This window comes from Staphylococcus durrellii (genome assembly GCF_015594545.1).
GTDB lineage: Bacteria > Bacillota > Bacilli > Staphylococcales > Staphylococcaceae > Staphylococcus > Staphylococcus durrellii.
Genome location: NZ_JADIIO010000001.1, coordinates 842,600 through 854,302 on the forward strand (window position 1 = coordinate 842,600; position 11,703 = coordinate 854,302).

General features: G+C 31.2%; 11 protein-coding genes. 5 read left to right on the plus strand and 6 right to left on the minus strand.

The features are described from left to right. Positions 1 to 149: 149 nt before the first annotated feature. Positions 150 to 2,078: an ABC-F family ATP-binding cassette domain-containing protein gene (locus ISP02_RS03965; RefSeq protein WP_195720343.1), complete on the minus strand. Its 1,929-nt coding sequence runs from the start codon at positions 2,076 to 2,078 to the stop codon at positions 150 to 152. Between the two features lie 155 nt (positions 2,079 to 2,233). On the opposite strand from ISP02_RS03965, the gene ISP02_RS03970 reads away from it, so the two are divergent. The 5 genes from ISP02_RS03970 (at position 2,234) to ISP02_RS03990 (ending at position 7,288) form a co-directional block, all read left to right on the plus strand. Continuing rightward, entirely contained in the window at positions 2,234 to 2,875 is a 642-nt protein-coding gene (locus ISP02_RS03970; protein ID WP_195720344.1) for a redox-sensing transcriptional repressor Rex, read from the plus strand. A gap of 220 nt (positions 2,876 to 3,095) precedes the next feature. Beyond that, the gene (locus ISP02_RS03975) at positions 3,096 to 4,190 is read left to right on the plus strand and encodes a YeeE/YedE family protein (protein ID WP_195720345.1); all 1,095 of its coding nucleotides are present in this window, start codon (positions 3,096 to 3,098) and stop codon (positions 4,188 to 4,190) included. An 18-nt stretch (positions 4,191 to 4,208) separates the two neighbouring features. Next, on the plus strand, positions 4,209 to 4,433 hold the full coding sequence (locus ISP02_RS03980) for a sulfurtransferase TusA family protein (protein WP_048793301.1): 225 nt from the start codon (positions 4,209 to 4,211) through the stop codon (positions 4,431 to 4,433). A 408-nt stretch (positions 4,434 to 4,841) separates the two neighbouring features. Continuing rightward, entirely contained in the window at positions 4,842 to 6,320 is a 1,479-nt protein-coding gene (locus ISP02_RS03985) for a sucrose-6-phosphate hydrolase (RefSeq protein ID WP_195720346.1), read from the plus strand. A gap of 2 nt (positions 6,321 to 6,322) precedes the next feature. Next, positions 6,323 to 7,288 carry a carbohydrate kinase family protein gene (locus ISP02_RS03990; protein ID WP_195720347.1) on the plus strand — a complete coding sequence of 322 codons (966 nt, stop codon included), beginning with the start codon at positions 6,323 to 6,325 and terminating at the stop codon, positions 7,286 to 7,288. Positions 7,289 to 7,340: 52 nt separating this feature from the next. Here ISP02_RS03990 and agrA read toward each other — a convergent pair whose 3' ends face one another. The 5 genes from agrA to ISP02_RS04015 all read right to left on the minus strand — a co-directional run bounded on the left by agrA (position 7,341) and on the right by ISP02_RS04015 (position 11,644). Then, entirely contained in the window at positions 7,341 to 8,066 is a 726-nt protein-coding gene (agrA, locus tag ISP02_RS03995) for a quorum-sensing response regulator AgrA (protein ID WP_195720348.1), read from the minus strand. An 18-nt stretch (positions 8,067 to 8,084) separates the two neighbouring features. Beyond that, complete coding sequence (agrC, locus tag ISP02_RS13245; RefSeq protein ID WP_195720349.1) at positions 8,085 to 9,374, minus strand: quorum-sensing sensor histidine kinase AgrC; 1,290 nt, start codon at positions 9,372 to 9,374, stop codon at positions 8,085 to 8,087. Between the two features lie 27 nt (positions 9,375 to 9,401). Then, on the minus strand, positions 9,402 to 9,539 hold the full coding sequence (gene agrD, locus ISP02_RS04005) for a cyclic lactone autoinducer peptide AgrD (RefSeq protein ID WP_061855583.1): 138 nt from the start codon (positions 9,537 to 9,539) through the stop codon (positions 9,402 to 9,404). 2 nt (positions 9,540 to 9,541) lie between these two features. Next, positions 9,542 to 10,111, minus strand: a complete 570-nt coding sequence (locus ISP02_RS04010) for an accessory gene regulator AgrB (RefSeq protein WP_195720350.1) — start codon at positions 10,109 to 10,111, stop codon at positions 9,542 to 9,544. Between the two features lie 747 nt (positions 10,112 to 10,858). After that, complete coding sequence (locus ISP02_RS04015) at positions 10,859 to 11,644, minus strand: carbon-nitrogen family hydrolase (RefSeq protein ID WP_195721824.1); 786 nt, start codon at positions 11,642 to 11,644, stop codon at positions 10,859 to 10,861. Positions 11,645 to 11,703: the final 59 nt, after the last annotated feature.

An 11,703-nucleotide genomic window follows, 5' to 3' on the forward strand; every position in this document is an offset into this window, starting at 1 on the left:
TATATAGTGACATATTAATTGTGGATAACTAGGATAACTTTGTGGATAGCCTTTATTAACGTAGTTAAGATGTGAATAAAAAAGTTGATAAAAAAATAGAGAAAATGAGGTGACTCATTTTCTCTATTTTTTATAAAGTGACTTATATGTTAAGATTCCTGTAAATTTTCCCATTTATTCATAGCATGTTCTAATTTGTGTTCGGTCTCTTCTTTTTCGAGCGCAAGTTCATTTGATTTTGATGGGTTGTTGTATATTTCTGGTGTTAGTAACTGTTCCTCAATTTCAGCGATTTTATTTTCGTAAGTTTCAATATCGCTCTCATATTGTGCTATTTTACGCTCTCGTTGTCGTTGTTCTTTTTTCTGTTCTTTTTGGGAGAGGTAAGAATTAGTATTACTGTTTGCTTCAAACGCTTGGTTACTTGTATGTTCAAGGTTTGTTTGTTGGGCAGCTAGTGCATGTTTTTCAGCGATTTTATCTAAGTAATACTGATAGTCTCCGATATATAAAGTGCCACCTGCACTATCTAGATCAAATATTTTATTAGCTAATTGAGTAATAAAGTAACGATCATGTGAGACGAAAATAATTGTACCATCAAAATCTTGTAAGGCTTGTTCTAACATTTCTTTCGAATCAATATCTAGGTGGTTAGTAGGTTCATCTAGGATTAAAACGTTATTGCGCTCTAACATTAATAACGCAAGTTGAAGCCTTGCTTTTTCGCCACCTGATAAATCGTTAATCATTTTCTTAACGTCTTCTTGTACAAATAAGAAGCGGCCCAGAACGGCCCTAATGTCTTTCTCGTTCATAGTAGGATATTGATCCCATACATAATCGAGAATCATTTTAGTAGATTTAAATTCGGCTTGCTTTTGATCATAGTAACCAATCTTCAAATTGGCCCCAGTTGTTATTTCTCCGGCTAATGCGTGTTGCTTTTCGGCGATTGTTTTAATAAGAGTTGATTTACCTATACCATTTGGACCAATAATTGCGATATGATCTCCCTTAGTTACTTCTAATGAAATAGGTTCAGTAATAGGTTCTTCATAACCAATTTCCAATTGTTTAATATGAAAAACATCATTACCAGTATTACGCTCAAAGTCAAAAGTGATATTCGCGCTTCGAGCATCAATTAGTGGTTTATCTATAGTTTGCATCTTTTCTAAAGTCTTTCGTCTACTTTTGGCCATACCCGAAGTAGAGGCTCTAGCAATATTTTTATCGACAAATGTTTCAAGTTTTTTAATCTCTGCTTTTTGTTTTTCGTATTCTTGCATTCGTTTTGCATAATATTTGTCACGTTGTTCGATAAATTGTGCATAGTTTCCTTGGTAATGTTGGACATCACCTAAAGCCACATCATAAATTTGATTAACAATTTTATCTAGAAAGTATCTGTCGTGACTGATAATAACAATAGCACCTTTAAAGTAGTTTAAATAACCCTCTAACCATTCTGTTGTTTCCATATCGAGATGGTTAGTAGGCTCATCTAATAGCAGTAAATCAGGTTCACTTAATAACATTTGAGCTAATGATAAACGCGTCTTTTGGCCACCACTAAAATCATTTATTGGACGGTCAAAATCTGCTTCATCAAAGTTCAAGCCATGTAATACAGTTTTAATTTTACTTTCGTATTGATAGCCCTCTAATTGTTCAAATTGATTTGATAGGCTTTCGTATTTTTCAAGATGCACTTTATATTTGTCACTATCAAAGTCATCTGCATGTTGCGCTAACCAATCAGTTTCTTGGTTCATTTGTTGGCCTAATTTTTTAATATGCTCAAAAGGTTTGGACATTTCTTGAATTACAGTAGAAGTTGTATTCAAGGTCATTTGCTGTGTTAAGTAACCTAACTTTAAATTTTTAATTTTTGAGATATGCCCGCCGTCATACCCCTCTACACCTGCAATGATTTTCATTAATGTAGATTTTCCGGCGCCATTTCTACCTACAATACCGATTCGCTCGCCAGTCTTAATTTCTACATTAACATCATTAAAAATATCTTCACCATCGAAAGATTTCGATATATCGTTTAGTTGTAATAATATCATGTTTTGTGCACCTCACTAATATGTCTATTTTACCTTATATAAGTGTTAGATAAAACTACGATTGTTTATTTTTATATTTTATTAATGTATAATATTATAGTAATTGCTTCCATTCATAGCTTTGTATATTTTCGTAATAATAGGGGGACTTAATTTTGGCGCATCAAAGTGATAAAATTCCTCGTGCTACATTAAAGCGTTTACCTTTATATTATAGATTTGTGAATACTTTAAAATCAAAAGGCATAGACAGAGTGAATTCTAAAACGATTAGCGAAGGACTAAATATAGATTCTGCAACTATTCGTCGAGATTTTTCATATTTTGGAGAACTAGGTAAAAAAGGATACGGATATAATATAGAAAGTCTGTTGAACTTTTTTAAACACGAAATAAATGAAAATAATGAAATTAAGATTGCCATTGTGGGCGTTGGTAATTTAGGTAAGGCATTGTTGAATTTTAATTTTTCTATTCACGATGAAATGACAATTACTGAGGCTTTTGATATTCGAGAGGATATTATAGGTGCTAAAGTTGGAAATGTTACGGTAAAACATTATAACGATATAGAAAACATTTTAAAAAAAGAAGAAATCGATGTCGTTATTCTTACAACTACTGAAAATGCGGCGCAACAAGTAACAGATCAACTCGTGCAATCTGGCGTAAAAGGTATTTTGAATTTTACACCAACTAGAGTTAATACCCCTTCAGATGTTCAAATACATCATATAGACTTAGGTATTGAATTACAATCATTACTATTTTTTATGCGTAATTATGGAGATAAATAAATTAAATATATTGAAGCTATCTTATGAGATTTTGTCTTTTAGACATTAAAAAAGGTAGCTTTTTTATTTGGTAATGATTTATCAATAATTTTTTCAACCTAATTTACCCATTCTAAAAAATTGATTACAATACTATTACAATTAAACAAATAGTCTTGAAAAGTACGATCAAATCTAATATTATTATTCTTATTAATTTAATCGGAAAAGAGGGATTTATTTGGTGTGGTTAGTATTTAGTGGTCTCATCGTAGGGGCTTTATTAGGCTTCGTTATGCAACGCACACGGTTTTGTTTAGCAGGTGGTTTCCGAGATATGTATATTCAAAAGAGTAATAAAATGTTTTATGCCTTATTAATAGCCATATCCATACAAAGTATTGGACTACTTATTTTGACTTCTACAGGCATCGTTAAAGTACCAACAGAATCATACCCTATAATAGGGACGGTTATTGGATCATTTATTTTTGGAGTTGGAATGATTTTATCTGGTGGATGTGCTACTGGTACATGGTATCGTGCCGGAGAAGGTTTAATAGGTAGTTGGATAGCTTTAGCTTTATATGCGTTCACTTCAGCAGTTACTAAATTTGGTTTATTACTACCTATATTGAATAAAATTAACAAACCAACAAATGTTAATGCTAGCATGTCACAAACAACCGGTATTCCAATGTGGGTTTGGGTTTTATTATTAGTTATTATTACACTGTTTTTCGTAGTGAAAACTTTACGTAAGCCAAAAGTTGCTGTGCCAACATTAAAACGTAAATTTACAGGTGTACGCTATTATTTATTTGAGAAGAAATATCATCCTTTCGTAGCAGCCATTTTAGTAGGTATTATTGCGTTGTTGGCTTGGCCAGTAAGTGAAACTACAGGTAGAATGGATGGACTTGGTATTACGACTCCTTCAGCTAATTTAGTACAATTTTTAGTCAGTGGAGATGTTAAATTATTAGACTGGGGCGTATTTTTAGTTTTAGGTATATTCCTTGGTTCATATATAGCAGCAAAAGGTGCAAGAGAATTTAAATGGAGATTACCGGACAAAAAGACAATTAGAAATAGTGTATTTGGAGGTACGTTCATGGGATTTGGTGCATCTGTAGCAGGAGGTTGTTCAATTGGTAATGGTTTAGTATCAACTGCGACAATGTCTTGGCAAGGATGGATAGCTCTAGCTTCAATGATTCTAGGTGCATGGTTTATGAGTTATTTTATCTTTATTAGGCCTATGAAAAAAGCTCAAAAGGCACAAGCGACCTCAGCAAAAAGTGCCAATATAAGTGGACAAACGCAAACAACATAATAAGGAGGAAATTAAATTATGGTACATGAATTAGGCACAGTAGGAATGGTTTGTCCGTTCCCATTAATAGAAGCTCAAAAGAAAATGGTAACCTTGGATAACGGAGACGAACTAAAAATTGATTTCGATTGTACTCAAGCAACTGAAGCAATACCAAATTGGGCTGCTGAACAAGGTTATCCAGTAACAAACTATGAACAATTAGATGATGCTTCTTGGACAATCACTATTCAAAAAGCATAAGCAATTGACCTGGTTATTTTTTATAACCAGGTTTTCTTTATATTCATGTGTTATAAGTGTAACCATGATGGTACACTATAAATTAAAAGTGTACATAATTGTCACTAATGTAAATGTAAAATTTTGTATAAATAGTATTCTAATCAGTTAATTATTATGAACAAATGGTTTTTAGACAACACCATTGTCTGATTGAATGATATTATATAACTTTACGGTATCTATATGTCTAATAAATATAAACAAGTCTAATAAAAGTACTATTTAACTTATAAATTTATATGAAGTAATTATTTTATCTTTAAATAACAAATGGCTTTAATGAAATAATAAATGATTTTAGTATGGGACGATTTTCGTTTGAATGATAAAATAAAGATAATTCTGTTTTGAGGAGGCAAACTTACCATGCGTGAGTGGACAAGAGACGAGCGCTATCAACATTTTGAGGAAGTCCCTCAAGATAAGTTAGAAGCATTAAAAGCTCAAGTAAAACAATCTAGCTATAGACAAACTTTTCATATCCAACCAGAATCTGGATTGCTTAATGATCCTAATGGTTTGATTTATTTTAATGGAGAATATCATATCTCACATCAATGGTTTCCTTTAGGGGCCGTTCATGGTTTGAAATATTGGTACAATTATACAAGCAAAGATTTAGTTCATTTTGAACCACATGGACCAATATTAAAACCTGACACTAAAAATGACAGCCACGGTGTATATAGTGGAAGTGCTTTTGAATATGATAATCACTTATACTATATGTATACAGGTAATGCTCGTGATGAAGCGTGGCAAAGACATGCTAGCCAATTGATTGCTAAAGTTAATCAAGATAACTCATTAAGCAAGTTTCCCAAACCTGTAATTGCTCAACCTCCTGAAGGTTATACGCAGCATTTTAGAGACCCAAAAGTCTTTAAAAGAGGAGAAGATTATTACGCCATCATAGGTGCCCAAAATATCCAGCAAAGTGGTAGGGTCGTACTCTATCGTTCAACTGATATCGTGCACTGGCAGTTTATGGGTGAATTAGAAACGAAATTGACTGAATTTGGTTATATGTGGGAGTGCCCAGATTATTTTAATTTAGATGGTTTTGACATACTGATGTTTTGTCCTCAAGGTATTGAGCCAGACGGACATAAATTCAACAATATTTATCAAGCGGGATACATAATTGGTCAGTTAGATGTTGAAAATTTAACTATGAACCATGCTGATTTCAATGAATTAGATAATGGTTTTGATTTTTATGCGCCACAAAGTTTTATCGACGAAAATGGCCAACGCATCTTAATAGGCTGGATGGGCTTGCCGGATATTAATTATCCTACAGATATTGAAGAGTGGGCACATTGTCTAACAATTCCAAGAATACTATCAATAGAAAACGGTAAATTAAAACAACGACCTATTAAAACATTAAAGCAATTACGCTCTAATGAAGAAACAGCATTAGGCTACGCTAATAAATATACGCGACAGCTTCATCCTTATGAAGGAAGACAATATGAACTTATTATTGATGTGTTAGAAAATGAAGCGACAGAAATATATTTTGAATTGCGTAGTTCACGTCAACAATCTACGTTAATAAAATATAATACAAGAGAACAGATGATAACACTTGATAGAAGTGAAAGTGGTCCATTACCTTCTCCCGTAGAGGGGACTTCTAGAAGTACTATATTAGATACACAACTTTCTCAATTACAAATTTTTATTGATACTTCTAGTATAGAAATTTTTTGTAACAATGGCGAACGTGTATTAACTGCAAGAATTTTCCCGGATAATGAAGCAACAGGTATAAAGACTTCTACTGAGTCAGGTCAAGCTTACTTGAAATTTACTAAATACGAATTGAAAGAGGGTTAATTATGCGTAAATTATATGCCATTGGTGAAGCTTTAATCGATTTTATTCCTAACACTACAGATTCTAAATTAAAAGATGTAGAGACATTTTCTAGACAAGTTGGTGGGGCACCATGTAACGTGGCTAGTACGGTTCAAAAATTAGGTGGCCAAGCAGAAATGATAACTCAATTAGGAGAAGATGCTTTCGGAGATATCATAGTCGAAACACTGGATAATTTAGGTGTTGGTACTTCTTATATTAAACGCACAAATGTAGCAAATACTGCATTAGCTTTTGTCAGTCTAACAAAGTCAGGAGAAAGAGATTTTTCATTTTATCGTAAACCCTCTGCCGATATGTTATATGATCGTGACAATATTAAAGATTTACCGATAAATGAAAATGATATTTTACATTTTTGTTCAGTAGATTTAGTTGATAGTGAAATGAAAGAAGCGCATAAAGCAATTATTGATAAATTTAAGCAACAAAAAGGGATAATTTGTTTTGATCCAAATGTAAGATTACCTTTATGGGAAAGTGAAGAGGCATGCAAGGCTGCGATAAGAGAGTTTATTCCACATGCTAATATTATTAAAATTTCTGATGAGGAGTTATCTTTCATTACTGATATTAATAATGATGAAGAAGCGATAGCGTGTTTATTTCAAAACGATGTAGAAGTTGTAATTTATACTAAAGGTTCCGCCGGTTCGGAAATATACTTTAAGGATGGCACTAAAATTAGTCATGAAGGATTTAAAGTACAAGCAGTTGATACTACAGGCGCAGGAGATGCATTTATAGGTGCAATGTTAAGCAAAATATTGAACTTTGAGACTTTAAATTTAACTCAGGAATTGAAACATCAAGGTGAAGATATATTAGCATTTAGTAATTTTGTTGCAGCAAAAGTAACGACAAATTATGGTGCTATCGGTAGTATTCCAACCTTAGCGGAAATTAATAATAGTGAAGCGTTATAGTAAATAAAAAATCTTGTTTTCAACAGATGAAAACAAGATTTTTTATGTAAATTCAAGTGTTTTTAATCTTTTTAATGTTTCGTACTGAAGCAAAACAAAACTCTTGATTATTAAAATAAATAATACGGTCTTTAGTGTTAACTGCGGAGACATTATTTTTATTGATAACATAACTATTATGACATCTAAAGAAGCGGTCATCTAGTTGACTAAGTTCTTTTAAGTTACCATAAAATTCAATTTGTCTATTATCTAAATGAGCGATCAGTCTGTGAGATTTAGAAGATGATTCAAAGAACATCACCTCATCATAACGCACATATACAGAATTACTACCTTGTTTGAGTTCAATAGTATCAACATTGCTATCTTTTGATAATAGTTTTAATCGCGTTTCTGCTGTTTCTATACAATCTATAATACGCGTCCTTAACTCGTCTGGATCGTCTTTGAAGATAAAATCCATAGCAGCAATTTTATAAACAAAAGTTAAATAAGTTAATTCACTATGACTTGTGACAAAGATTATGTTGCCCACAGGATCGTGTTTACGTATTTCACTTGCTAATTTAATTCCATTTATATCTGCTTCAAGTTGAATATCTAAAAAGTAACATCCAATATCATCTAACTTTCGCGCTTCTTCTAATATTTCATAAGGATCTCCTGTTGCTTTAACAATTTCCATAGGTTTTTCTTCAATCATAATATAATTATTTATGACTGAAGTCATATTTTCACGTTGTTTTGTGTCATCTTCACATATGAAAATTTTCATTATTACACATCCTTATGATTAAGTATTTAATATTTCAACCTTTTGGACAAAGTAGTTATTTTCAATAGTCGTATCTAATAATACATTGGATTTAGATTCAGTTATTTCTTTTAAAGTCGATAATCCCAATCCACTATTACCTTTTTTAGTAGTGAAGTTTTCTTGGAATAGGGTGTGGACACGAGGTATATCATCTTCACATTTATTCATTACTATAAAGGTAACAGAAATGTCGCTATTTTTTAAAAATGCAATACGAATTAACGGATCTTCTTCAATATTTTCTGACGCTTCTATGGCATTATCGATTATAATACCAATAATACGACTTAAGTCGATAGTAGGCATGTCAATTTTGGTTATTTGCTCGTTTACTTCAATGCTAATACTAATGTTCATTTCTTGCGCTTGTAATATTTTTGTTGTTACTAAGCCTTTAATTTCTCGGATTTTTAAATTTTCAATCCCATTAATCTTAACGGCATTCATCTGCATACTGTCTTGCATAGGTAATATTTCAGCAGTGAAATAATTACGCAAACCGTCTATATCATTCTCGCGAATGTAATCTGACATTGTGGATAAAATATTAACGTAATCATGTCTAAACTTACGCATTTCATTATTGATTTGCTCTATTTGTAACGTATATTTATAATAATTTTCGATTTCTTTCATATTTCTTTTATACTGAATTTCACGCACAATACTGAATGACACTGTAATAATAAGAATCGCAATAATAATTATTAAAATGACATAAATAACAGATAGGTATTTAAAATCACCATATGAAATAACTTCTTTTGGCATATATAAATATAAGATTAAAAAAGTAGCCAATAAAATTATTCCTATTAAAGTCAAATACACCTTATTTAAAGATAATATCGAGTGCGACAACTTTTTTATGAAATATCGTGTAATAATAGCTAAAAATAAAGCAATAATTGTAAAGACAACTATGTAAATAGTTATCATAAGATAGCTTGATAAATTATATTTTTTTAATAAAGCCATCGTCCAAACAGAGAAAAAATTAGATATATAAAGTAATAAAAACGTTAGTACAACGAATATTAAACCTAAAAATTTATTTCTTATGTACATAAAAATAAGGGTGAAAACTATAAGTATAAGTATAATTCGTGTACTGAAAATAAAGTATAATAAAGTAGAAGGGATTACAATTCCTAAAATAGAAATATAATCCCTTGTTTTATAAGTCACATTACCGATAATTTTAATAACTCCAAATAACACTATAAGTTGATAAATAGAGATATAAATCGAATTTAAAAACGTCATATTTATACACACTCTCTAATCAGTTAATTATTCGTATAATTTTGTAAGTTCTTCTGGTACTTCAGGTTCGTCGAACCAACCACTACATGGGTTAACTCCTGAAACAGCTCCTAAAACTTCAAAAAACTTCGCGAAAAATGAAAAGATGCTATTTAAAATATCCATAATTAAACTTCCTCCTTAGGGAAAAATATTGGTAGTTGTACTACAGCTATAATTATGATGCCTAATAATATTAGCTGTTGATAAGGGTCGATAAAAACTAGTGATAATAATAAAATAATTACTGAAAGTATTACTGTATTTCTTTTTTTCTTACCTTTTAATTTAGTTGGAATAGGTTGCTTTTTAGTTGCAGCAGGGGCATATATACATAAGATAATGAGCCCAATTATTGCTAGACAATACATAATTTCAACACTTATTTGAGTATACACTACAAACCAAGGTAAAAAAACAAATAACAATAAATTTTGCACGTGACATAATAACGAAGATTTCGCATGAGCTCCGTGCGCAAAAAATCTAATTAATGCATAAGTTATATGAACAGTGAGTGTGTATAAAAATAAATTAAACAGGATTGAAACACCATATGCTACAATCGTTTTAAATATGTTGCTGACAAAGACTTGCATGCCTAAGCGAATTTTTAAATAAGCGATGTGATCTAAGTTATTTCGTTCTTGCAAGTACTTAGCAAAGGTGTCTATTCGGGTTTCTATCGACTTTAGCATTTGGCTTCTCTCCTTAATTTGATTATAACTCCATAGAAAGGTGTTATGCGATATAATGCCTATCTGTTTAAGAAATATGCCTAACTGTAAGCATAAAAATTTTGCACTAATGTAAATTCATATGATGAACAGATAAGAATAAAAAATAACGAGTTGGGCATTTTTGAACTCAAAAGTGTACTAGCGTGTTTTAATGTACTTGTATCACAAAGAGATATTAAATACTTGAATAATATTTACTAGTGATTTATTCGAATTTACAAGGCTTTTGAGCAGAAGTTTTGTAAATAATCTATTCTTGATAATCATTATACTTCATATAGTATTAGATTTATCAATGGATTAGATAGTATTTTTAATTCTTTGTAATATGTTTAAAGGAGTTGTTGTTGTGACAAAAAACATCATAGACTCGATTGGTGGTTTAGTGGATTAATTTTGGACTCAGTTTGATTTTCGCTTAAAAATAAGCTTTCCCTATAAGAACTGTATTCATTATTATTTTGATTAAACAATTTATTCTAGTGTCATTTATTAAATTGCCTATAACAGAGGCGATTTTAGTAGTAACATGTAAGCTATCGTAAACATCATTTAATAAGCCGTTCTAACTGACGGTAGATTCACTAAATTTTTTTCATAATTAATAACATCCCCAAAAATAGATAGAGAAATAACTGTAAAACATTCCCTTAATAATAAGTTAAAAAAACCGTGAGTCCCTCCCAAGCTCACGGTTTTTTATTATTATTTATATAAAGCTTTTCGTCTGTTTTCAAAAACTGGAATCGCACTACGCTGTTGTCTCACTTTATCTAAATCTAAAGATAAAGTAATACATTTTTCAGTTCCGCTAACTTCTTCTAAAATTTCACCATTTGGATTTACAACCATGGAATGTCCCGCATATTGAGTATTACCATCGTCACCACATGCATTACAACCTACGACATACATATCATTTTCTATCGCACGTGCTTGTATTAATGATTGCCAATGTTTTAATCTTGCTTGTGGCCACTGAGCTACATAAAAGGCAATTTCGCAACCTTCAGCAGCAGGATAACGTAATAGTTCAGGGAATCTTAAATCATAACAAATGATTTGTGTACTTTGCACGCCATTACTTAATTTGTATGGTTCTGGTACCGCTTCACCAGGAGCTAAATATGCTGGCTCATTTAACATCGGCACAAGGTGTACTTTGTCATATACATTTACTAAAGTACCATCTTTGAGGACGGTAAATGCTGTATTATAAACTTGACCATTTCTTTTGTTAGAAACAGATCCAGCTACTATATCGACATTATATTGTAATGCTAATTTTTTAATAAATTCATAGCTACGGTTTAAATTAGTATCAGCTAAAATATCAAGTTGTGATAATGCATAACCATTATTCCACATTTCTGGTAACACGACTACATCTGTATTTTGTTGCATATGTTTATTAAACCATGATTTAATATTTTGTTCATTATAAGTTACATCAGCTGGTTCTATTTTAAGTTGAAATACTTTAATGTTCATCATTTACACCCTTTGCTATATTGTATATTAATATACTTATTTAATTACCCTTTATGCAA

Coding starts and splice junctions, on each gene's coding strand:
- ISP02_RS03965 (WP_195720343.1), bottom strand. CDS start 2,078: ATGATATTATTACAACTAAACGATATATCGAAATCTTTCGATGGTGAA.
- ISP02_RS03980 (WP_048793301.1), top strand. CDS start 4,209: ATGGTACATGAATTAGGCACAGTAGGAATGGTTTGTCCGTTCCCATTA.
- ISP02_RS03985 (WP_195720346.1), top strand. CDS start 4,842: ATGCGTGAGTGGACAAGAGACGAGCGCTATCAACATTTTGAGGAAGTC.
- ISP02_RS03990 (WP_195720347.1), top strand. CDS start 6,323: ATGCGTAAATTATATGCCATTGGTGAAGCTTTAATCGATTTTATTCCT.
- agrA (WP_195720348.1), bottom strand. CDS start 8,066: ATGAAAATTTTCATATGTGAAGATGACACAAAACAACGTGAAAATATG.
- agrC (WP_195720349.1), bottom strand. CDS start 9,374: ATGACGTTTTTAAATTCGATTTATATCTCTATTTATCAACTTATAGTG.
- agrD (WP_061855583.1), bottom strand. CDS start 9,539: ATGGATATTTTAAATAGCATCTTTTCATTTTTCGCGAAGTTTTTTGAA.
- ISP02_RS04010 (WP_195720350.1), bottom strand. CDS start 10,111: ATGCTAAAGTCGATAGAAACCCGAATAGACACCTTTGCTAAGTACTTG.
- ISP02_RS04015 (WP_195721824.1), bottom strand. CDS start 11,644: ATGAACATTAAAGTATTTCAACTTAAAATAGAACCAGCTGATGTAACT.